The organism is Methylobacterium sp. Leaf108, from assembly GCF_001423265.1.
In the GTDB taxonomy this organism is placed as follows: domain Bacteria; phylum Pseudomonadota; class Alphaproteobacteria; order Rhizobiales; family Beijerinckiaceae; genus Methylobacterium.
Genome location: NZ_LMND01000035.1, coordinates 228,393 through 251,730, shown reverse-complemented (window position 1 = coordinate 251,730; position 23,338 = coordinate 228,393). Strand labels below are relative to the sequence as shown.

Below are 23,338 nucleotides of genomic sequence, written 5' to 3'. Positions count from 1 at the left end.
CGATCCACCGGACTGTCGCGGACGGACGTGCTTGCGGGGGAAACCCGAGCCGGACCTCGTCCTGATGCGGGGGGCGGAGCGGGGCGGGGGGCTGCTGCTGCTGGCGGCGCTCGGCCTCGGCCTCGCCTGGAGCCTCGCCCTGGTGCTGCCGCACCTGCGCGGGCAGGCGAGTCTCCTCGACCGGATCGAGGCGCCGCTGGCCGACCTGCGCTTCCTCGTCGCCGGGCCGCGGCCGGCCCCGGCCGACGTCGTCGTCGTCGCCATCGACGATGCCACCATCGCGGCCGCCGGCGCCTATCCCCTGCCGCGGGCCTATGTCGCCCGGCTGCTGCGGGCGCTGTCCTCGGCCGGTGCGAGGGCGATCGGGGTCGACGTCCTGTTCGTGGCCGCCGGCACCGAACGGGACGACGCCGATCTCGCCGCCGCCTTCTCCGAGACCCGGGCGGTGATCGCCATGGCCGCCCTGTTCCCGCGCCTCGGCGACGAGGCCCGCGCCAGAACCGGCGCGCTCGCGAACCTGCCCGTCGCCGAGCGCCTGCTGCGGCCCGCCGACAGGTTTTCGCAGGCGGCCGGCCTCGGCCTCGTCAACGTCGCCACCGACCACGGCGGCATCGCCCGCCACGTCCCCCTGCTGGTGGTGGCGGAGGGCGAACTGCAGCCGTCGCTGCCGCTGCGGCTGGCGGCGCTGGCCGCCGGGCGCGACCCGGATTTCGGGCCGGACGCCGTCACCCTCGGCGGGCTCACCGTTCCCCTCGACGTCGGGGCGAGCCTCGCCCTGCGCTTCTACGGGCCGCAGGGGACCGTGCGCACCGTGAGCGCCGCCGACGTGGTCGAGGGGCGGGCGGGCGGCGCCGGCCTGCAGGGCCGCCTCGTCCTCGTGGGGGCGACCAGCCCGGGGAGCGGCGACGTGCTGCCGACCCCCTTCGACCGGGTGTTGCCGGGGGTCGAGATCCTGGCCACCGCCCTGGCGCATCTCACCGCCGGCGATGCGCTGGTGCGCACCGCCACCGTCCGGCGCATCGACGCGGGTATCGCCCTGCTGCTGCCGGCCCTGGCGATCCTGCTCGTCGCCTTCCGGCGCGTCGCCCTCGGCCTCGGCCTCGCGTGCCTCCTCGTCGCCCTGACGGCGGGAGCCGTGACGGGGCTGTTCGCCTACGGCATCTGGCTGAGCCTGGCGCTGCCGCTCGCCGCCGTCGCGGTACCGGTGCTCGCCTACCTCGGCGCCCGGCTCTGGCTCGACCGGCGCCAGGCCGTCCGGCTGACCCGCGACCGCGACGCGCTCCTGCGCTTCCATCCCCCGGCGGTCGCCGCCCGGCTGGCGCGGGAGCCGGACTTCCTCGTCTTGCCGGTGGAGCAGGCGGCCGCGGTGCTGTTCGTCGACCTCTCGGGCTTCACCGGCCTGTCCGAGCGCCTGGGGCCGGCCTCGACCCGCGCGCTCCTCAAGGACATGCACGACATCGTCGAGGATGCCGCCACCCTGCGCGACGGCTCGGTGACGAGCTTCATGGGCGACGGCGCCATGATCCTGTTCGGCCTGCCCGAGGCGCGGCCGGACGACCCCGACCGGGCGCTCGCCACCGCCCGGGATCTGGCCGCCCGCTTGGCGGCCTGGCTCGACCGCGAGATCGGGCCGGGGCAGGGGGGCGTCCGCATCGGTGTCCACTCCGGTCCGGTGGTGGTCTCGCGCTTGGGGGGCACGCGCAACCAGCACATCACCGCCACCGGCGACACCGTCAACGTCACGAGCCGGCTCCTCGACATCGCCAAGGCCGAGGGTGCCCCGATCGTGCTCACCGGCGACCTCATCGCCGCCCTCCACCGGCCCTCCTCCCTGCCCGAGCCGCCCGTGCTCACCGCCCGTGCGGTGCGCGGGCGTGCCCGCCCGATCACGGTGCACTGCCTGGGCGCGCCCGTGTGAGGCCCGCCGGTATCGGTTCGCCCCCGGACGCGCTATCGGACATGCCGACGGCAACGAGCCTCGGGGGAGGGTGACGAGTGGCGGCGCGCGCAACGCGATGGCTCCGGGGTCTGTTGGCCCTCGTGCCGGCGGTCGGCCTGACCGTCCTGATCGTCGATCCCGCCTTGCACGAGGCCGCCCTGGCGCGCCTCCACGCCCTCGCCGATCCACCCCGGCCCGAGCGCCCGCACCTGCCGGCCCAGCGGGTCGCCGCCGAGGAGGGGCGCATGGTGGTGCGCCTCAAGCCGGCCGAGCAGGCACTGGTGGGCATCGAGACCCGCGTCGTGCCGGCCCTGGCGCACCGGGCCGAGCTGCAGGCCTACGGCAGCGTCCTCGATCTCGCCCGGGTCACCGAGCTCACCAACGCCTATGCCACCGCCAGGGCCCAGCTGCAGACGGCGCAGGCCAAGGTCGAGGTCTCGCGCAGCGCCTCGCAGCGGGCCAAGACGCTGGGGCCCTACGCCACCACCGTGCAGGTCGAGACCACCGAGGGCACCTTCCAGACCGACGTCGCCTCCCTGGCGGCGGCGGAATCGCAGGTGCGCACGCTGAGCGCCACCGCCCAGCAGGAGTGGGGACCGGTGATTGGCCGCGCCATCGTCGAGCGCAGCGCCGCGGTCACCCGGCTGATCGAGCGCAGCGACTTCCTGGTCCAGGTCACCCTGCCCCCCGGCGAGACCCTGAAGGGTCCGCCCGCGGCGGCCTTCGCCGAGGTGCCGCCCCAGAGCGCGCGGGTCGCCCTCGCCTACGTCTCGCCGGCCACCCGCACCGACGCCCGCATCCAGGGCCTGAGCTATTTCTACACCGTGCCCGGCAACAGCGGCTTCCTGCCGGGCATGAGCATGCTCGTGTTCCTGGCCGGCGACCGCACCGTCACCGGCATCAGCGTGCCCGAGGACGCGGTGGTGCATTGGGGCGGGGGCACCTGGGTCTACCGGGCGGTGCAGCCGGGCGCCTACGTCCGCCACCCGCTCAAGGCCGATCCGGTGATGGCCGACGACGCCTACGTGGTCGACGACCTGCCAGGCGGCACCGAGATCGTCCTGCGCGGCGCCCAGGCGCTCCTGTCCGAGGAGATGAAGGCCCAGCTCCAGGTCTCCGGCGGCGTGGACGACGACTGACACGGTTCCCGCTTGGATCAAGCGGGACCCGTATCACCAAGCCCGCGGGGCGCCTGAGCGACGCCGACATCCGCATGGCGAAGCCACCAAACGGATTTCGTATGACCAAGGACACCCTGCCCTCGGGTCCCCAGGCCGCCCTCGTCGCCTTCGCCGTGCGGTTTCGCGGCATCGTGCTCGCCCTCGCCCTGGCGCTGGCCGGCTTCGGCGTGGCGACCTTCGGCGACGCCAAGTACGACGTCTTCCCGGAGTTCGCGCCGCCCTCGGTGGTGATCCAGACCGAGGCGCCAGGCCTCGACCCCGAGCAGGTCGAGGTGCTGGTGACCCAGGCGATCGAGGTGTCGGTCAACGGCCTGCCCGGCCTCGTCACCCTGCGCTCGAACTCGATCCAGGGCCTCTCGGTGATCACCGCCACCTTCCGGGCCGGCAGCGACATCTACCGGGTCCGCCAGCTCGTCACCGAGCGGCTGACGGCGCTGGCCGGCCGCCTGCCCCAGGGCGTGCGCGCCCCGGCCATGACCGCCCTGACCTCGGCCACCAGCACGGTCCTCCTCGTCGGGATGACGGCGCCCGGTCGCTCGCCGATGGAGCTGCGCACGCTCGCCGACTGGACCCTGCGCCTGCGGCTGCTGGCCGTGCCGGGCATCGCCGAGGTCTCGGTCTATGGCGGGGCGGTGCGCTCGCTCCAGATCCAGGTCCGGCCCCACGACCTCATCCGGTTCGGCATCGGCATCAACGACGTGCTCGCCGCCGCCCGCAAGGCCACCGGCGTGCGCGGGGCGGGCTTCCTCGATACGGCCAACCAGCGCGTCACCCTCCAGACCGAGGGCCAGTCCCTCGGCCCCGAGGCGCTGGGGCGCACGGTGCTCGTCAACGAGGGCGGCGCCAGCGTGAGCCTGGCCGACGTCGCCGACGTGGTCGCGGCCGGCGAGCCGCCGATCAGCGCGGCCCTGGTCGACGGGGTGCCCGGCGTCCTCGTGATGGTCGGCGCCCAGTACGGCGCCAACACCCGCGAGGTCACCGCCAGGGTCGAGGCGGCCCTGGCCGAACTCGCCCCCGCCCTGGAGCGCGAGGGCGTCACCCTGCGCCCCGACCTGTTCAAGCCGGCCGCCTTCATCACCCTGGCCAATGCCAACGTGCTCCAGGCCCTGGGGCTGGGCGGCATCCTCGTGGTGATCGTGCTGTTCGTGTTCCTCTACGACTGGCGCACCTGCGTCATCAGCGCAGTGGCGATCCCGCTCTCGCTGATCGCGGCTGTGCTGGCGCTGCAGGCGATGGGCGAGAGCCTCAACACCATGACGCTGGGCGGCCTCGCCATCGCCATCGGCGAGGTGGTGGACGACGCGGTGATCGGCGTCGAGAACGTGGTCCGACGCCTGCGCGAGAACCGCCGCCTCGGCCGTCCCCGCGAGGAGGGCAGGGTGGTGATCGACGCCATCCTGGAGGTGCGCACCGCGGTGGCCTACGCCACCTTCGCGGTGTTGCTGGTGTTCCTGCCGGTGCTGGCCCTGTCCGGCATCGCCGGCCGGCTGTTCGGGCCGTTGAGCCTCGCCTACATCCTGGCGGTGGTGGCCTCGCTGGGTGTAGCGCTCACCGTGACCCCGGCGCTGGCGATGCTGCTCCTGACAGGGCGCGATGGGGCCCAGGCCGGCGACCCGCCGGTGATGCGCTGGTCGCGCGCCGCCTACGCCTGGTCGCTGGCCGGGATCGAGCGGGTCTCGGCCGCCGTCGTCGCCCTGGCGGTCGTCCTGACGCTGGCGGGCGCCGCCCTGGTGCCGGGCTTCGGCAGCACCTTCCTGCCCGACCTGAAGGAGGGCCACCTGATCCTGCACATGGCCGGGGCGCCGGGCACCTCGCTGCAGGAATCGATGCGGCTGGGCACCCGCATCACCGCCGCCCTCAAGGCGATTCCCGGCATCCGCGCCGTCGCCTCGCAGATCGGGCGGGCCGAGGCCGGCCAGGACACCGCCGGCACCCACTACAGCGAGATCCACATCGACCTCGACCCCGGTCTCGGGGGGGCGGCGCAGAAGGCGGTGGAGGCCCGCATCCGCGCCGTGCTGGCCGATTTCCCCGGTGCCGCCTTCTCGCTCAAGACCTTCCTCACCGAACGGATCGAGGAGACCGTCTCGGGCGCCGGCGCCCCCATCGTGGTCGGCGTGTTCGGCAACGACCTGACCCGCATCGAGACCGCGGCGGCGGACATCGCCCGCGAGGTCGCCGAGGTCGCGGGCGCCACCGACGTCCAGCGCAGCGCGCCCCCGGGCCTGCCCCAGGTCAACGTCTCCCTGCGCCCGAACGACCTGCGCCACTGGGGGCTCGAAGCCGTCGACGTCCTCGAGGCGGTGCGCACCGCCTACCAGGGCGACGTGGTCGGCCAGACCTACGAGGGCAACGCCGTCTTCAACGTCCTCGTCATCCTGGCCGCCCAGCCGCGCGGGCGCCCCGGCAGCCTCGGCGAGCTGCCCCTGCGCACCCCCAACGGCCGCTACGTCGGCCTCGCCCAGGTCGCCGACATCTACGCGACCTCGGGCCGCTACCAGGTGCAGCACCAGGGCGCCCAGCGGGTCCAGACCGTCACCGCCAACGTGCAGGGGAGGGACGTCGCCGCCGTCATGGCGGCGGTCCGCGCCAAGATCGCCCGCGAGGTCGCCCTGCCCTCGGGCGTCTACCTCGGCTACTCGGGGTCGGCGGAGGTGCAGGACCGGGCCCAGCGCGACCTCCTGCTCTATTCTGGCTTTGCCGGGTTCGGCATCCTGATGCTGCTGGCCGTCGTCACCGGGTCGGTGCGCAACCTCCTCCTGGTGCTCGTCAACCTGCCCTTCGCCTTCGTGGGCGGCGTGCTCGCGGTCGCCGCGAGCGGCGGCGTGCTGTCGCTCGGCTCCATCGTCGGCTTCGTGACGCTGTTCGGCATCTCGCTGCGCAACACCATCATGATGATCTCCCACTACGAGCACCTCGTCACGATCGAGGGCCGGGCCTGGACGCTGGCCACCGCCATCGACGGCGCCGCCGACCGGCTGGTGCCGATCCTGATGACCTCCCTGGTGACGGGCCTCGGCCTCCTGCCCCTGGCGCTGGGGGCGGGCGAGCCCGGCCGCGAGATCGAGGGGCCGATGGCCCTGGTGATCCTCGGCGGCCTCGTCACCTCGACGATCCTCAACCTGATGATCCTGCCGACGCTGGCGCTCAGGTTCGCGCGGTTCGCCGGGGGCAGGGGGGATGCCACCGATCCGGTGCCCCTGCCCCGATGACGATCATCCAGGCCCTCGGACGGCGCTTGGCCAGCCGTCGCGGAGCCGGAGGGGGTCGGATCCGGAGGCGGCAGTGTACCTGTCATCGCTATCTGGCGGCGGTGATAGAAAATTGGCGGGATCACGCGGGTCGGATCGGGTCGTCGCGGATCAGAATTGATCGTGGCGGTACGTCTCGATCACCCTGCCCGGCTCATCGCGTTCCACGGCGATGCTGCCAAAAACGTCCGATCGCCGCTCGGCTGGGCGCTCGCTGTTCCCCAAATTTGCTGATGCATGCCTGTCGAGCCTCTGTCAGCCGCATAGTCCCCATGATGTCCAGCAGGAAATCGGTCACCTCGGGATCATCAAACAGCCGGCTCCGGGTGTCGATTTGGACCCGCCTCGGCTTCAGGACCGCAGGCTTATCGGCCTTGTGCGCTGCTAATTGGCGCTGGCAATCCAGCAGCTCAACATAATGCGCAGCAGGGATCGTCACGACATCAACGCCCGAAACCGTCACCCGGACCGGCGTCACGTCAGTCGTGCCGGTCACCGATAATCCTTCCAGCGGGAGCGGAAGGTCTGGATGCGGCCGACAGATGGTGCCCGCTCAGCTCCGAACTCAGCGACGCAGGCTGTCCGAAGCGCGGCGCCTGTTTCGCGGCCCCGGAACCGCTCTCTGAGGAAAGCGGCGACCTCTGCGTCCTTCTCGATGGTGGAGAGACCGGCCGGAGGAGCTTTTGCCGCCGCGATCCTCTGCCGCGTGACATGTGTACGGAAGGCGAGCAATTCGGCATAGGCTGTCATGGAGAGAACGACCACCCGCTCTCCCCCTCGACGCGCAAAGATCGGAAGAGCTTCACCAGAGCGAACTGTCAGCTCTGGCCGATCAAGGCCAAGGCTGGCTTTCACTTTTTCAACGCTCATTGAATCACCTTCCAACACGTATGAACGCATAATTGGCTCGCGGACCAACGGCTTGTGACATCGTAAGTGTACGTCTGTGGGGCAAGAAAACCGATTGACCCTTCCGAATAAATCGCAAACTAAGTGGCTCGCCGTTTAATTTAACCCGACATCAGGGCTCCTGCATAGCTGACGTTCATAATAGGTGTGAGATGCCAGAATTCATTCCAGCCAACGTCCCTGTCGACGTGCTTATTGCCAGATCAGTTCAGGATCTCACAAAGCATGTGAAGCCGTTTGTTGCTATCTTACCGGACAGCGATACATGGAACGACTACGGCCGGAACTTCTTCGCGAAGCTGCACATTCGTCCTGCCGAGGGCGATCCGTTAAACTTCCACCTGCGGCTGATGTTCGAAGGACGACTAAAAAGCGAGCCAGTATTCAAGGAGCTTCTCCAAAAATTCGGAGAAGTTTTTCCAATAGAACTTATCAAAATACCTTTCGTTTCGCTTCTGACGAAGGTTGAGTACTATCAACAATTCATCAGAGAACTCGGCTTCGAAATTGGTGTCAGCGCGCTCCGCAAAATGCACGACGCAACAGTTGCCCGCACAGAAGGCGCCAATCAGGAGTTGCTCGCCCTGATTGACAACGAAGAATTCCACATCGGTGCCCTTCGCAGCGGCAGCGCATACGATGCCCTTAGGCGCGGTGGTAGGTTTTTCCGGCCAGATATCCCCGCTCCCGTCGATGATGCGGCCATCGACTTCGTATTCTCCGCCCAGCTGCCAAGCGCCGATAACTCCTACATGCTTCCTTTCAGCTTCAACCAAGAAGGCATTTTTCGGGACCGCGCCTCCATCCTGATCGGCCGCAACGGTACAGGTAAAACGCAGCTTCTGAAGTCGATTATCGACGCCCTCCATTCTAACCATCAAGATGGTTATTTACGGCCACACTTTCAGCCGGTGTTCCACCCTTCGCGTGTGCTCGTATTCTCCTCTGTTCCGACCGATCCATTTCCGCGTTCCATTGGAGCGTGGCACGGTATTGACTACGAATACTTCGCCGTTAACGCTTCAAGGGAGAACCAGATTGACCCGCTGCTTGCTGCTCTTGTCGCGTGCATGAAGTCAGAGGAGCTTAACGGTTTTGGAGAAATGCGCGACAAGTCGCGCATGGAAGTAATCCAAAATGCGCTTGAGCCAATCGGCCTTTGGAAGCGTCTTCACTTGCCCTTACGAGCACGTCGGATTGGAGACGATTTACCATATGTGATTGAGACCAATGGGCTCAGCTATTTCCCTATCGGAAGGTCGCTCAATGAGCTTAACTCCATTCGGCTCATCCAGCAAATCGACTGGTGCAGGCCGGCAATCGTTTTAGACGATAAGATGCAGATGCGGCGCCTCAGCAGTGGTGAGTACGCGATGCTACGCTTTGCGGCGCAGGCGTCCGCAGCCATAGAGCAGGGCAGTCTCCTTTTACTGGACGAGCCAGAAACACATCTTCACCCGAACTTTGTCTCCGATTTAATGGAGATCCTCAACAACCTGCTTCAGTCGACACGATCAATCGCCATCATCGCGACGCACTCGGCGTATGTCGTACGGGAGGCGCAGCGCGAGCGGGTCAATGTCCTCACGTTGAAGGACCGCGAGATCGCCATTGACACACCCCGCATGCAGACGTTCGGCGCCACTATCGACAGCATCTCACAGTTCGTCTTTGGCGACACCAGCATCTCGCATCGCTACCAAAAAACACTGGCAGATTGGGCCGATCGAACCGGGCGCGATCTCGGTATTGATGGAGTTATCGCGCAGTATGGGGCTGAACTAAACTCAGAAAGCTTGTCCTTTATCGCGCGCCGGTTATTGGAGCCGCCGGCTGCTACGTCGGCGTCGGAGCAGCCCGAAGCGATCTGAGCCATGGATCATCTTCCCCTCCCCGCGACGGCCGCCGAGGATGAGGCGGTCGTGAACAGTTTCGCGAAGGATGCCTTTTGGGCACCGCATGTTGCCGATTGGATCTTAGCATACCAGACATATCAGGCGAGCGGCGGAAGCCCATTCGCTGTCTCCCCGCATGATTTTGGGGCCAGCATAACTGCTCAGCAGTACTCCTTATACGACAAGCGAGGTGGGTCAGGCGTACTCCGCCGTATGCGTCGCAAAGGAGGATTGAAATCGTGCCCGGTCTGCGGCTCGCCTGTGACGGGTAGCCTTGATCACTATCTACCTCGGGACATCTATCCTGAGTTCGCGATCATGCGCGCCAATCTCGTCCCAGCTTGCCAGCATTGCAATTCAGGTGTGAAGGGAACTACGGTCCATGGCGGTGATCCCCGGCGCTTTATACACCCGTACTATGATCAGTGGGCAGCGCAGGCTATTTGGTTCATCCAGATTATGACACCTTATCAAGCAGCAACGTTTAAGCCCCGCCCGATGCCGAACCTGACAGTAACACAGAACGACATTGTAAGTTTTCATCTAGAAAATGTGCTCGGCTCTCAATTTCACCTTTCTATGGCCACTCATTGGTCGTCTCTTCCGGGACAATTAAAAATAAGGGATCCGGCTCTCACGAGCGAAAGTTTAAAGCGGCAAATTGATCTAGAGCTTGCCGTCGCATTGCACTCTACAGGGCAGAATGGCTGGCAGGCGGCCCTGTTGCGTGGCATCCGAGGTGATGCAGGTGCTATTGAGTACTTGCGTCGTGAGGCAGACGCCACGGAGCTACCCCCAATGCCACCCATGCTTTAACATCGGCGATGCTTCATGGCTTTCCTGGAGAGGCGTGAGGGACATCCCCTAGCGTTTAATCAAGCCAAGGCACCACAACCAGCTCGGCGCTTCCCTTCCACTGGTTGGTCTCCCCGGCCGCAGCGAACTCGCTGTTCAGCAGTTTTTGAGCTGTGGCTTCGAGCTTCGGCCCGACGATCAGAAGCTTGCCCTGGAGGCCGAGGGGTCGGCCGAAATCGGCCTTCATGGTCGAGATGCCGATGCGCGCTGCTTCGTAGTGTGCGGCATCAAGAGGTTGCTTCGAGCCCCAGGCAAGCTGCCAGAAGCCGAAGCCGACGTTGCACCGCCCTTCGGTCCCGTAGCGATACTCCTTCCGCGAGAAGACATGCTCGTCGGTGTCGGCATCCATCCTGACGAGATCGAACAGACGTCTCTCTTGGTAGATGATCGGTTTGATCATACGGGTGTCGTCGATGAGGAACCACGGCTCGCCCGTTCCACCATCGGTGTTGGCCGTCGAGCCCGTCTGCCCAAGGGCGTTTTTAATGGGATGTTCGGTGTCGAAAAAGTACTGACCATCGAAGCATGGCGTGGTCCAGCCTTCCTTCAGAAGCGCCCAGACAAGCTCATCCGGGAACGTTGCGGACTGCCGACCAAATTCGGAGAAGATCGGATCATAGATCCCGATCTGATCGTCTTCGATATCCTCGCTTTTCACGCCGATGGTGCTCTCGAATGAGCGATTGACGATCGTGTAGGTTTCCGTCGTCAGGTTCTGAACGACACGATCGCCAACCCATTCCCGGATCCGGGGGAACTGACCCAGCCACCCGTACTCGTTCGACTTGGTGGTGGATTTCACAACCATCGCGGCGCGTTTGTAGAGTGGATTGGCGCCCTTGAAGCCGGCTTGAAAGGCGTTGGAGAAGCCGACGTAGAGGGTGGTCAGGTTGGGTGCGTTGACGATCACGGGAGCTTCCTGCTGATGAAGCGCGGTCAGCCCGCGCAGGTTGGGGCGGTTGACCAGGGAGGCCCGGAGGATGCCGATCACGGCTCCATTGGGCGTGTAGGCGATGACCGGCGAGATGTGCCGGTAGGCCTTATCTGCTAGAAGCGCGCGGCCGGCGGCGTTCCATTCGACCTCGCCCCAGATGCCATCGGCCCGCACCTGCAAGCCGATGATCCAGTCTTGCGCGGGCGAGGGGGCTCCCTTGGGCGCCGCGATGTCGGTGGAGTGGTTCTCATCGATGGGAAGGCGGTCGCCGGCCTTCAGGATTGCTGCGATGGGAGCGGCGGCGTTCGAGACCCGGTAGGGACCACGCCCGTCCAGCGTCGTGATCTCGCCAGCCGGCAGGAGGTGGATGTATCTCGGAGCGGTCTCGGTCTCCGCTGCCGGCAGCGGGAGGGCGGCACAGAGAGCGGTGAGAAGGCTCGGCATCGTCATGCCCGTTCCCTCCCCTTAGGGACGGCAAGGTAGCTGCGTACGCTCTCGCGAGTGACGTGCAGCCGCTTGGCGATCTCCGGACGGGGTACTCCGGCGGCGTCAAGCCGCCGGGCAAGCCACGGCTTCGCAAGAGGTACCTTCAATTGCCCCTGGCCGAAGACGCGGCGCATCGCCTGGGTCAGCTCAAGGCCGATCTCCTTGACCAGGGGCGAGGCCGGGCGGGGGGTCGAGGGGATGTAGATCTGGCTACCGCCAAAGCCGAGTAGGAAAGTCTCAGCCCCTTCCTGGCCGAGAGCTTCGACATAGGGGGTCACGCTCGGCGGCATCTCATTTGTGGCTGGCATGTTCAGATGCTCGGGTCTGGGCGTCCGTGTAGGCGCCCACCTTTTGGCATCATCCGTCCAACCGCATGCCCCGGACAGTTGTCCGGGCCGGCTCGTTACTCGGCGGCAAGTACGGCTTTCTCGATCTTGGCCTGCCGCTCCTGGCGCAGCTTGGCTCGCATCCTGCGGATCGTGCGGCCATGAACACCGAGTTCGGCCGCGAGCGCTGCTTCACTGCGGTCGGATTTCGCAACCACCTCACGGAGGTGCCTTCGATAGCCGGTGAACTCGCCGGACCTGTGGGTTGGGAGTTCGACCGCCAGCCCACCAATGCCGGTAGCCATGTGAGCCGCGAACTTCATCGCGGCATCCGCTCCGATGGCGATCACGATGGGATGATCTGGCGGAAGCTTCTCACGGACATAGAAGCGCGTGCCGCCCAGATGCCCTATTAACGCCTCGGCGCTCTCCTGGCCGATCAAGTCCACAATTTCATCGAATTTGAGATAGTAGGCCGCACCACTCATCGGCATCTCCAGGTGCGCCGCAAAGCGCTACGTCTATGGACCGTTGCCACGCCACGCTGGAGAAAACAGCATCCCAGGGATTGGGTTGATTTTACTTGATAATCTCTTTCGAAGCAGTCTATTTGTAAACAAATGATTTGGTAGAGAAAAATCTTACAAGTACCCATGAGTAAAAATTGTGCCATGAGCGGCCTAGAGCGGCGTATCTGAATTCAATGGGTGGTTTACGAGGGCAGCTTACATATACTATCATCCAAAAAATAACGCCGTGAAAATTTTTTGGTGGGTGAGTTATGGAAGACAATACCGTTTTTACCGCTGCCCAGAGCAAATATAAAAGGTACATTGAGGAAATATCTGAGGATATTGCGGAAACAGTTCAACAGTTTGGCTGTCAGCCAATTCTCTTTATTGGATCAGGATTATCGAGACGGTATTTTAGTGCCCCAAGCTGGGACGAATTGCTTGAAAATCTTGCCAATCAATGTTCTAAGATAGACAAAAAGATTGCTTACTATAAGCAGGCACTTGGATCCTTGCCTGCTGTTGGAGAGGAGTTCGCGAAGCTCTACCACGAATGGGCGTGGACCGACGGCCAAAATAAATTCCCTGTGGAAATGTTTGAAGGCGACACCCCTTCTCAAGCTTACATCAAGTTCTTCATCTCACAATTATTGATTGAGACAACGCCGGTAGAGCTTAAAGGTCTAGCTATGACTAAACATGGGGAAGAGATTGAAGCTCTACGCCATGTCAAACCACACGCAATTATTACAACAAACTATGACCAGATGTTAGAGGTCATCTTCCCGGATCATGCTCCGATCATCGGACAGCAAATACTTAAAAGCGCTGCTGTTACAGTTGGAGAAATTTACAAGATCCATGGGTGCGTAAGCCAGCATAGCAGTCTTGTTTTTACACAATCAGATTATGATTACTTCGCGAAGAAGAAAAGGTTTCTCAGCGCAAAGCTGCTGACATTCTTCAGTGAGCATCCACTGATATTCATCGGTTATAGCGCCAACGATCCAAATATCCGGTCGATTTTATCGGAAATTGATGAGGCTTTGCCCGAAAAGGGCGGGCTCATTCCAAATGTGTATATCCTTGACTGGAAAGATGACTTAACTGAGGAGAGTAATCCGCCTCGCGAAAAAGTTCTTCCGACAGCTGACGATCGCACGGCAAGGGTGAAATTGATCGAAGCCTCGAGTTTCAAGTGGGTCTTTGACGCCTTTGCTGCAAATCCATCTCTCAATGACGTCAACCCGAGAGTGCTTCGAGCACTTATAGCTCGCTCATATGAGCTGGTGCGCCACGACATACCTAAAATGAAGGTTGAGGCTGATTTCAAAATGCTAAACAACGCCGTCGGTAGTTCAGACGAGTTCGCAAAATTGTTTGGCATCGCTAACATAAGTAAGTACACTGCGGCTTCTGCTACACATCCTTTTAGTGCAACCGAAGTTGGCAAGATTTTAGGTGGTAAGCAGTGGCATATGACCAATCAGATGGCTGATAAGTTAGCACAACTTACAGGCAAGAAAAGTATAAGACTCTACGATAATCGGTATCATATCTCTGAGATGCTAAATACATCTGTGACCCACAGGTACTCTCAAGAAGCCATCGATTTGTTAGTCAAAGTGAAAAACGGCCTGCCTTTCGAGTTTGCCGAAGATTAAACTGCTACGCTGATCAATCTGACCGTTCGAATTTGTCGGTTTTCTTTTTATGCAGGATGTTACATGCGCGGTAAGCCAATCGAACTTGTGGAGATAGAGGACCTTCAACAACTCATCGCCGATGGAGTCACAGAGGATCGTCAGCTTGAACTCAAGCGGGATATTCCCGTCAGTCCAGAAGAACAAAAAAGCCAAGCCAGATCGTATCCTAGCAATATCCCAGCAGATAGATCATGGATTTCGAATAAAGCAATCATGCCGTTCGGCAGAGATGCACTGGCGGAAGAAGTTGTCGCTTTTGCAAATGCAAGCGGTGGAACGCTTATTTTAGGGATAGATGAGACGGATGAAGCTCCTCCTCGCGCAAAGTGTTTAAATGCCCTTCCAGACGTGGTGGGACTAGAACGACGGCTTCGCGATGCGCTCGCCGATTGCATTGAGCCTCGCTTACCGTACGTCGCTGTTCGCGGAGTTGTGACAGAGGGCGACGGTGGTGGTGTGATCCTGATTGAGATTGGTGCTTCTAGCTCCGGCCCTCATTGGGTGAAGAAAACACGCAAGCCGACCATCCGACGCGAAGATCGGTGCGATACTCTCACAATGCCCGAGGTTCACGACATGGTATTGCGTAATTCTCGGAGCATGTCAGCCGTTGTCTCGCAGACTGAGGCTGTACGAAAGGAGTTTGTCGAGTGGTTCAGGTATCATTTGGGGGATAAATCAGCGCAGCAAATAGCAATTTTGCACCTGGAAACACGTGTTGAAGAGTGGTTGTCATCGATTGGTCATGCTGCATTGGGCGCGCAGGCTGTATTGGTTCCGCATTACGATTTGGCGATCCCACGTTTAGAAAGAATAGATGGATTACTGCCACCATCTGACGCCATAGGCATACAAACGCACAATGGTATTAGGAAAACCCATTATATAGAGGCCTATCTTTATGCCTTAAGCTATCAACAAAAAATGTTGGGTGGTGTGATGGCCATCCAAGATGGTGGTTTCCGTAAGTCGATTAAAGTATATCGGGATGGAAAAATCATAGTTTCGTTTTTCCAGCATCGCGAAACAAGGTCTTGTACGTGTTCGGCTGATTTGATTGTTGCTTTAGCCGGTTTTGTTCTCGGTTTATTTGATCGGCTTCGCAGGTTAAGCAGTTATCCCTCCGCTCCTGCTAATCTATCAATCGATATATGTACGAGAGGCCATGTTGGTGTGGGCGACTATGAGGGTATAAATCTTCACGGTATTTACGGGAGGCTCCCAGAGCATTTGGAGTTTCCAAGTTACACCATTGGTGAGAGCGGCGACATTACGCTTGCACTTCAAGAGGTCGCTTCCGACCTCATGAACGCAGGTGGTATGGCCGCATCCCACTTGCCAAAGGTAGTTTGGAGCGATCCTCACTGAGGCCCCGAGGGCTCCGTATCGTCGCCTCAGGGCACATAGGAGCGTCGTCGGGACAAGATGGAATGGTGGTCTGTCTTTAGGATCGTCGTTCAAGCGGGTATTCAACGCCAGGATGGCAACCGGTGGGTAAAAGCAGCAACAGGCTTATCCAGGGATCGGAGGGGCCTGTACGAGCTTCTGGGGCAATAATTCTGCGAGGCAGAGGAATGCACTTAGGTGACCGCTCTTCCGGCAGGCTGTGCCTTACCGCGCACCTACGCTCTGTCCTTCATAGCCTTCAGCATTGTGAAGAGCTTTCCGGCTCTGGCCGCTGTTGGGAACCACGGCGTTGACGCGCAATGGTAACGTTCCAGCCAACCGTTCAACTCGGCTTCCACCTCACAGCCAGACCACTCGCGCCATAGCGCACGGATCAGCTCGTTTTGCTCGGGCGAAACGAAGCCCAACCGGCGGCCGAAGCCGAATTTTCTGGAGGTGATAGTGATCCTGGCAGCCTTAATCAACCATTACCCGCTTTAGTAGAAAAGGCCCGGCTCGACGTTGCGTGCAAGCCAAACGATCTCAGCTTCGGTCATCGGCGTGCCACGTTCAAGACAGCGGGCAGTCACCTCAGCCAGTTCCTCGGCCATCATCGCGAAGTCGTTGATGCGCTCATCGAAGTGACCCAAGGCGATGCCGTACCGGGTCCGGTCGCTAATATCGAGATCTTGGTTTGCGAGGGCATCGAATTGCGCGAGGGTCAGGGGCACGCCGGTAGCAACGGCCTGATCGAGGGCGGCGATAGACGCCTCGTTCCGCCCCAGCATCGCGGCCAAGATACCGCGCTGGCGCTTGTCGCAGAGGCCGGCGTCGGAGTAACGGATCGTGGCGTAAGCTAGGTTCAAGGCGCTCATCCGGCGGCGGCTCAGAATTTCGTGTTCTGGGGTGGCCGCCGTGGGGAACGCGACATCCCAAAGCGACATCCCGCTGCCAGGGTGGGCCTGCCGAGCCGTCGGCGGTCCTCGGCTTTCACGACGACCGAACACATTCGTAGCAGGGTGCTTCGTCGGCAGATGCCCCCCTGGAAACGCCTCAGGCGCTTCAAATTCGTCTTCAAGAGAATTTGGCGAGCGGAGTGGACGGACAGGCAAAAACCCCTCTTCGACGGTCTGAGACGATCTTTGAAAAAGCAACCGCCGAGGGGGTACGCCATCTCCCCCGTAGCAGCAGCCCGCTGCCAGGGCGGGATTGCCAAACCGGACCGGCGATTTCCCGGTTGTCACGGCGGTCTGTCGAGAGTTTCACTCGGTCCGATGCCGGGTGCAAGGCCGGGCTCCCGTGCTAGAAGCCACGCAGCGCGGGGCGATTGCGAGTATCCAGCACCTGCGCTCAATTTTCGTCTCTGTCATCCTGACGTTTGTTCTGGGCGCGGGTCTTCATGGCCCGCAAGGCTGTGATGACCTTTCCGGCCCCGGCCGAGGTGAGGAAGCGCAGCGACGACGCGCGATGATAGCGCTCCAGCCACACGTTCAAGCCAGCTTCAATCGCGGCGTCTCTTTCACCGGCCGGGCGGCTCCATTGACGCCACAGCGTACGGATCAGCTCGACTTGATCCGGCGAGGCGAAGCCAGGCCGGCGGCCGAATGCCGGAGCGAGCGAGGCGGCGGGCGCAACTGGCTCGCGATCGAAGCCTTCGGTCTCCAGGAAGGCCATGCACAGATCGAACCCGCGCCGGTCGAGATCGGTGGCGGAGACGACGCCGCCATAGTCCTGAAGCATCCCGTAATAGCGTGCATCCTGCATCGCGTTCCGCTTGCGCGCGACATGGAGGAGACGGAGTTGCGCAGGCGTGATCTCCCGGCGTGCGGCGGTGAACGCGGCCACATCGAGGCCACGCCGCTCCCATCGCGTCATCAGGTCAAGCAGCCCACGCCCTGAGAGGTCGCGCAGGTCGGCGACCCCAGCATAGCCGCGCAGGTCAGCCGCGTAGGTGTGCGGCGTGAGGCCAAGCTGGCGCGCAGCCTCTTCGATCAGCTTGCGAGCGCGGGCCGAGATGGTCGGCCGCTGCCGGCACTTGAAGCCGCTGACCGTGAGGTGGTCCAGCAGCCGGGTAAGCCCGGCCGCCGTCAGATCCTCGACGTGATCGGCGCCGCCGCAGCGGCGCAGGATGACGGCAAAAGCGTCAGGGTCGGGCACGGCCGCCGCGCGAGCCCGGTCCAGGAGCTTGAGCTGCGCTGGCCGGATCACTGGAAGTACCTTTCGCGAGCGGCGTCGCCTTCCTCCTCCAAGCTATTCAGGCGATCAGCCATCGTCATGATAGACGAAGTCACCAAGCGAAGAGCCTCCGTGAGTTTACCGTCGACGCCTTCGCTTTCCAGAGCCATGTTGAACAGGTTGACGAGTGCACGCATATCATCCGCTATGCCACTCGTGTCCTCCAACAAGCCAGATATCACCCGCACGCACGCGTCCTGATCTTTGAAAGTCCGCTCGTAAAATGAATGCAGCCGGTGCTGGGCCTTGGCGCAATTGGCGAGCATTTCCTTCCACCGGATCAGAAGGCTTTCGGGAACTTCGGGGCCGATCGAGGCCCCGTCCGGGTCGAAGCGAAGCGGGTGGCGCTGGCCCGCCTCGTTGGTCGCCATGATGGGGGCGTGCCGCGGATTTACGTGCTCATTCATTAGAGACGGCCTTTTTGATGGGATGGGAGGCCGGCCGGGTCAGGCTCGGCGCGGGGTACGCAACAAAGGGAGGGGAGGGGGGATTAGCGCCGCTTCGGCAGGCGCTTGAAGCTACTTTGACGCTCGACCTTCGGAGCTGCCGTAGCTCTTGCGAGGTCTCGCGAAAGGTGCGGGAAGTGCGACAGCGCCTCGCGCAGGTGATCGACTTCGACTGTCCGGCTTCCCGCTGCCTCGGCGACGGCACGGGCGATGGGCAGCACCTTGCCGATGCCGTCCGCGTGGTGAGCCTCAGCGAGGGCGCGGCACAGCCGGAACGCCTCCGGACTCTCGACGTCGTACTGGCCCGAGAGCAAATCCGCGTCCGCGTCGAGGATGCAGTCGATCTCTTCTCGAACCGGCAGACGCCGAGCGATCTGCCCGATGGCCGCCTTCTGCGAATTGACGAACTTCAGCGCCTCGTCGTTGCCGAGGAACAGCATCTGCACGCGGGCCTGCTCGCTGATCGTCAGCAGATCGCGCAACAGGCGTAGGCCGAGGTTCTGAGCCTCGTCGAACAGAAGGATGGGGAAGGAGCTGGCCTTGGTGCACAAGAGCTTGTGCGTCGCCGCAACCCCGTAGACCGTGCGCACGCCAAGATGAGGCGCGACCTCTTCGAACACCGCCATTGCCGAGTTGCCCATCACTCCGGTGACGGTCACAAGCCCAACGGCCGGCCCCTCCAACGTCTCGGAGCGGCGCACGGCCTCCTCCAGCGCGCGCGTCTTACCCACACCAGGCGCTCCAATGACGAGCCCGTTTTGGCCGAAGCGATCGCAACGGTCGATCGCGCCGAGTACGACACCGGCCGCCGAAGTCATGACGAACGGCGTGTCCCGGCTGGACTGCACTTGCCGGCGTGTTTCGAACGCCTCTTTCTGGGCAGCTTCGGCTTCGCGCTTGGCAGCAAGCTCCGCACGTTTCTGCGCAATGCGCTCCTGATATCTACGCTCTTCGCGCTCGTCTTCCTCGCGCTCTAGTTTGCGCGCGTGGATACTGTGCTGCAAATTGCGGGGGAGGTGGGCGTACTTTGGATCGATGTCGAAGCCGAGATCGCTCAAAGCACACCTCTGATGCGTTGGTTGCGTTCCAAGGTGGCCTTGAGCTTGGCCTGCTTCGCAACATGCTCGCGGTTGCGCCGCTCGCTTTGGCTCTCCACGATCCGGCGGCCGATTTCGGCGCGACCCGCGTCCAGCTCGATCGTGCCGGCACTTTCCGGGACCGGCGTCGTAGGCTGGCGGCGACCGGAGGCGATCATCTCGGCCTTCACGTCGATCGGGTTGAGGTCGGCGGCCTCGGCGGCGATGGCGTTCCGCGCCACCCGCTTGCGCCGTGCGGCCTCTTCAGCGCCGGCCGGATCAAGGCGGCCGTAGACCGGATCGGGATGGGCGATGCCGATCAGCTCGCCCTTCAGCGTGAAGGCGGGGATGGCGGGCCAACACAGGTACTTCGGGAGCCGGATGCACACCTTGCTGCCGGTGTGCCGGACCAGCTCGTCGCAGTAGAACAGCTCGCCGCCGACGTTGATCTTGCCGTCCACGACCTTGCGCGTGGCCTCGATCGAGAACGCCGTCATCAGCGCCAGCGGGTCGATGTCGGTACGCTTCCACCCGTCTGCGACGGCCTGGGCGTAAGCCTGCTCCGGGGAGCGGCCAGCGAGGTCGCCGGTCTGGCGCTTGGAGTTGTAGAAGCGTAGCAGCTCGTGGAAGTCGTGGGCGAAGTCGTCGAAGGTGCCGTCGAACGGGGAGGGCGCTTTTCCGAGGTTGGCCGTCCGCGCCTTCATCCGGTCCCCGCCGATGTAGCCGGTGAGGGGAGAGAGGATCGTCTGCTCGATGACGCGAAAGGAGCCTTCGAGGATGCCCTTGGCCGCCGCGTTGTAGGGGGCGGCCCGCGTGATAGGCCCCCCGCCCCCGCCGAGACAGTCGAGGCCGCCGAGGCGCAGGGCATCCTTCAGGAACTCGGCGAAGCCGTATTCCGAACCGTTATCGAGGTAGAGCTTCGCCGGCATGCCCCAGTGCGGGTCCTGCGTCATGGCGATGAAGCTGTCGATCAGGTCCGCGTTGCGGATGCCGGTGCTCGGCTCGCACAGCACGAGGTCGATGCGAACGCGGCGGTTGGCGGCGTCGAGCCAAGCAATGCCCTTGGGCGTCGCCAGCGTGCCGTCCGTACGGACCAAGTAGAGGTCGAAGTGGTGCACGTCGCCGAACACGAGTTCCATCGGCGCTAGGCCAGCCGACGTGAGGCGCGTGCGGGGGCGCTTGTCGTCCCAGCTCTTGATGTCGGTGCGGTACTCGTGGACGCGCCGAGCGTCCCGACCGGCCTCTACGACGCCCTTGGGCAATTCGCACGCGGGCATGATCTCGGCGAAGGTGCCGCCGATCCCGGCCTTGAGGGTGAGGTCGGCAAGGTATTCGCCGGCAAGGCGCTGGACGACGCTATAGGCCGCCCCGCCGCCCCATAGCTCGCGGATGCGCTGCCGGGCCTTACGAGCAATCTCCGCGCGCACCGCTTCGTCCAGGCCAACCGTCGCGACGTCCCAACGCTTCGTCAGGATCAGTAGGCTTTCCGGCTTCGTCTCCCGGCGTTTGCGCAAGAGGCCCTTCAGACCGTGCTTTTCCGCCTTGCCGACCTTGCGTTGGATGTCGCGTAGGCTGGGCGCGAACCACTCTCCGTGCGGGCCGCAGATACGAACGTTAGCCCGCTCCTGCATTGCCGCAGCACGGTCGCGGGAGCCTTTGGGATGAGCCCTGATTGGACGGATAAACTCAGCCCACCATGCAGCGGCTTCGGCGGCCTTTCCGGAGGGGTTGAAGGGGGCTTCAACAGGGGAATGCAGGGTTTCAAGGCGTAGCTGGAGTTCGACAGGCAGACTGGTCGATATAACCTCGAAAGATGTGCCGGCGACACCGCCGCCAAGTGCAGATCGGCGTCGTCGAACCTGGAGCGCCGCGCCACGCCAAGTTGAACCCTTTTGGTCAAAGGCTTGACTGAGACTCTTAGCTGCGCCCCGCCGGGTAATCCGAGCAATTTGACTGAGCTCTACTGTTCCGATCCAGCGTTGCATGAACCTAGGCCACCGTTACCGAGGCCAAATTGAGCAAGCGGGCTCGCAGCTCGCGCGCAGCCGGACCGTCGCGACGCCCCTCAAGGACAGCGGTAGCCCACTGTCGGGATACGCCATTCTGCTCGCACCATTTCGCAAGGGAACTGCCTTGCTGTACAAGCGCGGCTCTAACGGTCCAAAGCGGTTCCGGTGACGGGGCGGGCAAGGGACGATCCTAACGCAATCAGAATGCAATCAGATATGATTGCATTCTGATTGCAGGTCAAGCGACATGTCTGCTGAAGCTGTTTCCGCGTTCATAGACGAGCTTAAATCCTTGTTATGGGCGGCATCCGATGACGAGCTCGCAAGCTCTCTCAAGGTTGGAAAAAGCACGATAGCAAGCTGGCGCCGACGAGGAAGCGTTCCGGTCAAAATTAGAAGACAGATTTACTTTAAGTATAAAATTGACTATGATCTTATTGCTACTGGAACACATTGCCGCGACGCCAAAAACAATCATTTGTTTTCGACAGCGATATATGCAGCTATAATGAGACTAGCTAAACAGGCTCAAGAAGCTGAGATTGAAGAAATTGCCAGTTGGCTGGCCTTACACGAGGCGGATTTTCGAGCGCACCTCATTGATCCCGTCACCTTCCATGTTGCGGACCCCTTCACAACTGAAGCTTACGAGCGGATGCTGAAACAGGTCCTGACAGGCGATCTTGCTTCGCTGGAGGCATTTCGGCGCTTGCAAAACGAAGTTCGAGCGGACGAGGCGCTCATGGTAGGGGGAGGGTAGTTCCCCACCCTGTTCCCCACCTCGTTATTTCTGCGACTTCAGCCAAAGTGAAGTTCCTCACTCTGAGGCAGAAAACTAAGCTTGTGCAGTCGCTTACCAATCGGTCGCGTGTATCTGGCGAGGGGCAGCAGGGGGCGCTTCAGTTCCCCAATCCGACTTGACTAGGCCATTGCTATCAAACGATTTTTTCGATCCGCCGCCAATTAGCGGTGACGGGCCCGCCGCCAATTTCGCTTCGCCGCCCCAACCCGGACCCCCGCCGTCGCCATGGTCCTCTATTCGCATAAGATATATTATGGAACATGGAGACGCTAGGTACTTGGGGGAAGGGGACTTTCCTGCCCGATGCGCTCCTTGTGAACGACCTTCTCGGTTGGGCCGTGCCTTCCGTCGGAGGCTTACCCCTCGTAGACCGGACCGCTCCACAAGGATTCACCATCCCCGTCGAGGCTGGATTCACCACGGATGCAGATACGGCCGGTCGAAGCGCGGCCGTTTCATTGGGTGTGGGTTGCCCTTAACATGATCGCGCAATCGTCATAATCGTCCTCCAAAGGGAAGGCGGTGTCCGTGATCACCCGCCGGACCGCCGCGACCGAGCCGAGCCTCATGCCCCGCCCCTGCCCGAGCCTCCCGTCCCGCTCCCGCCTCCTGGCCGCCGTCGGTCTGGCTGCGGCCTGTCTCGGAATACCCGGATCGGGAACTCCGGCGCGGGCCGAACCGGTGGCCCCGCCGGCCGCCGTCACCGTGGCGACGGGGTTGCCGCGCCTGGCCGCCCGGCTCGCCGAGGGCGGCGAGGTCCGCATCGTCGCCTTCGGTTCCTCGTCCACGGAGGGCATCGGCGCCTCCTCCCCGGCCTCGACCTATCCGGCGCTGCTGCAGCGCGACCTCTCCGAGAGCCTGCGCCTGGGCGTCGCCGGCCGGCCGGCGGTGACCATGATCAACCGCGGCAAGGGCGGCGACGACGCCGAGGCCATGGCCCGCCGCCTCCAGCGCGACGTGCTCGCCGAGCGCCCAACCCTGGTGATCTGGCAGACCGGCAGCAACGACCCGATGACCGGCGTCTCCGTGGAGCGCTTCGCCAAGCTCACCCGCGACGGCGTCGCGGCGATCCGTTCCACCGGCGCCGACGTGGTGCTGATGGACCAGCAATGGTGCCGGCGCCTCAGCGGCATCGACGGCGCCGAGCGCTACGGCGCCGCCCTCCACGCCCTGGCCGAGGAACTCGGCGTGCCGGTGATCCGCCGCCACGCCCTGATGCAGACCTGGGTCGCCAAGGGCCTCCTAACCCCGACCCAGATGATCGGGCCCGACGGGCTGCACATGACCGACGCCGGCTACGACCGCCTCGCCAAGGCCGCCAGCGTCCAGATCCTGACCCAGGCCGGCCTCGCGCCCACCGCGCCCAGGCCCTGACGGAATTCTTAACCGG

General features: G+C 62.9%; 19 protein-coding genes. 9 read left to right on the top strand and 10 right to left on the bottom strand.

Features of this window, described 5'->3' with window-relative positions:
* The first annotated feature begins 31 nt into the window (after positions 1–31).
* The 3 genes from ASF39_RS19810 (at position 32) to ASF39_RS19800 (ending at position 6,332) form a co-directional block, all read left to right on the top strand.
* Positions 32–1,918 (top strand): adenylate/guanylate cyclase domain-containing protein, encoded by a 1,887-nt coding sequence (locus tag ASF39_RS19810; protein ID WP_156648564.1) that lies wholly within the window; start codon positions 32–34, stop codon positions 1,916–1,918.
* A gap of 77 nt (positions 1,919–1,995) precedes the next feature.
* Positions 1,996–3,078 carry a hypothetical protein gene (locus ASF39_RS19805; protein ID WP_056287052.1) on the top strand — a complete coding sequence of 361 codons (1,083 nt, stop codon included), beginning with the start codon at positions 1,996–1,998 and terminating at the stop codon, positions 3,076–3,078.
* Positions 3,079–3,179: 101 nt separating this feature from the next.
* A complete protein-coding gene (locus tag ASF39_RS19800) occupies positions 3,180–6,332 on the top strand; it encodes an efflux RND transporter permease subunit (protein WP_156648563.1) in 3,153 nt (1,050 codons plus the stop codon).
* Positions 6,333–6,525: 193 nt separating this feature from the next.
* Here the strand turns inward: ASF39_RS19800 and ASF39_RS21590 are convergent, their stop codons facing one another.
* A complete protein-coding gene (locus tag ASF39_RS21590) occupies positions 6,526–6,867 on the bottom strand; it encodes a hypothetical protein (protein ID WP_156648562.1) in 342 nt (113 codons plus the stop codon).
* Positions 6,864–7,241, bottom strand: a complete 378-nt coding sequence (locus tag ASF39_RS21585) for a hypothetical protein (protein ID WP_156648561.1) — start codon at positions 7,239–7,241, stop codon at positions 6,864–6,866. The genes ASF39_RS21590 and ASF39_RS21585 overlap by 4 nt, the downstream gene beginning before the upstream one ends.
* A gap of 191 nt (positions 7,242–7,432) precedes the next feature.
* Here ASF39_RS21585 and ASF39_RS20880 point away from each other — a divergent pair, with 191 nt between their 5' ends.
* The gene (locus ASF39_RS20880; RefSeq protein ID WP_082494707.1) at positions 7,433–9,151 is read left to right on the top strand and encodes an AAA family ATPase; all 1,719 of its coding nucleotides are present in this window, start codon (positions 7,433–7,435) and stop codon (positions 9,149–9,151) included.
* A 342-nt stretch (positions 9,152–9,493) separates the two neighbouring features.
* On the top strand, positions 9,494–9,991 hold the full coding sequence (locus tag ASF39_RS22170; protein WP_156648560.1) for a hypothetical protein: 498 nt from the start codon (positions 9,494–9,496) through the stop codon (positions 9,989–9,991).
* A gap of 55 nt (positions 9,992–10,046) precedes the next feature.
* On the opposite strand, the gene ASF39_RS19790 is transcribed toward ASF39_RS22170, so the two are convergent.
* From ASF39_RS19790 to ASF39_RS19780, 3 genes are all read right to left on the bottom strand, one after another.
* Positions 10,047–11,414 (bottom strand): Mu-like prophage major head subunit gpT family protein, encoded by a 1,368-nt coding sequence (locus ASF39_RS19790; RefSeq protein WP_082494706.1) that lies wholly within the window; start codon positions 11,412–11,414, stop codon positions 10,047–10,049.
* Complete coding sequence (locus ASF39_RS19785; RefSeq protein ID WP_200938253.1) at positions 11,411–11,728, bottom strand: hypothetical protein; 318 nt, start codon at positions 11,726–11,728, stop codon at positions 11,411–11,413. The genes ASF39_RS19790 and ASF39_RS19785 overlap by 4 nt, the downstream gene beginning before the upstream one ends.
* 125 nt (positions 11,729–11,853) lie before the next feature.
* The gene (locus tag ASF39_RS19780; protein WP_056287027.1) at positions 11,854–12,264 is read right to left on the bottom strand and encodes a hypothetical protein; all 411 of its coding nucleotides are present in this window, start codon (positions 12,262–12,264) and stop codon (positions 11,854–11,856) included.
* A 293-nt stretch (positions 12,265–12,557) separates the two neighbouring features.
* On the opposite strand from ASF39_RS19780, the gene ASF39_RS20875 reads away from it, so the two are divergent.
* Entirely contained in the window at positions 12,558–13,952 is a 1,395-nt protein-coding gene (locus tag ASF39_RS20875; RefSeq protein WP_082494705.1) for an SIR2 family protein, read from the top strand.
* 63 nt (positions 13,953–14,015) lie between these two features.
* Entirely contained in the window at positions 14,016–15,362 is a 1,347-nt protein-coding gene (locus tag ASF39_RS20870) for an ATP-binding protein (RefSeq protein WP_082494704.1), read from the top strand.
* Between the two features lie 515 nt (positions 15,363–15,877).
* Here the strand turns inward: ASF39_RS20870 and ASF39_RS19775 are convergent.
* From ASF39_RS19775 to ASF39_RS19755, 5 genes are all read right to left on the bottom strand, one after another.
* Complete coding sequence (locus ASF39_RS19775) at positions 15,878–16,324, bottom strand: hypothetical protein (protein ID WP_056287024.1); 447 nt, start codon at positions 16,322–16,324, stop codon at positions 15,878–15,880.
* A 406-nt stretch (positions 16,325–16,730) separates the two neighbouring features.
* A complete protein-coding gene (locus ASF39_RS19770; protein WP_056287021.1) occupies positions 16,731–17,588 on the bottom strand; it encodes a regulatory protein GemA in 858 nt (285 codons plus the stop codon).
* The gene (locus ASF39_RS19765; protein ID WP_056287017.1) at positions 17,585–17,986 is read right to left on the bottom strand and encodes a hypothetical protein; all 402 of its coding nucleotides are present in this window, start codon (positions 17,984–17,986) and stop codon (positions 17,585–17,587) included. The genes ASF39_RS19770 and ASF39_RS19765 overlap by 4 nt, the downstream gene beginning before the upstream one ends.
* Positions 17,987–18,105: 119 nt before the next feature.
* Entirely contained in the window at positions 18,106–19,119 is a 1,014-nt protein-coding gene (locus ASF39_RS19760; protein WP_156648559.1) for an AAA family ATPase, read from the bottom strand.
* Positions 19,116–20,768, bottom strand: coding sequence for a hypothetical protein (locus ASF39_RS19755; RefSeq protein WP_056287010.1), 1,653 nt, complete (start codon positions 20,766–20,768; stop codon positions 19,116–19,118). Before ASF39_RS19755 ends, ASF39_RS19760 begins: the two co-directional genes overlap by 4 nt.
* 625 nt (positions 20,769–21,393) lie before the next feature.
* Here ASF39_RS19755 and ASF39_RS21575 point away from each other — a divergent pair.
* A complete protein-coding gene (locus ASF39_RS21575) occupies positions 21,394–21,906 on the top strand; it encodes a helix-turn-helix domain-containing protein (protein ID WP_156648558.1) in 513 nt (170 codons plus the stop codon).
* Between the two features lie 723 nt (positions 21,907–22,629).
* A complete protein-coding gene (locus ASF39_RS19750; protein ID WP_244472483.1) occupies positions 22,630–23,322 on the top strand; it encodes an SGNH/GDSL hydrolase family protein in 693 nt (230 codons plus the stop codon).
* The last annotated feature ends 16 nt before the right edge of the window (positions 23,323–23,338 follow it).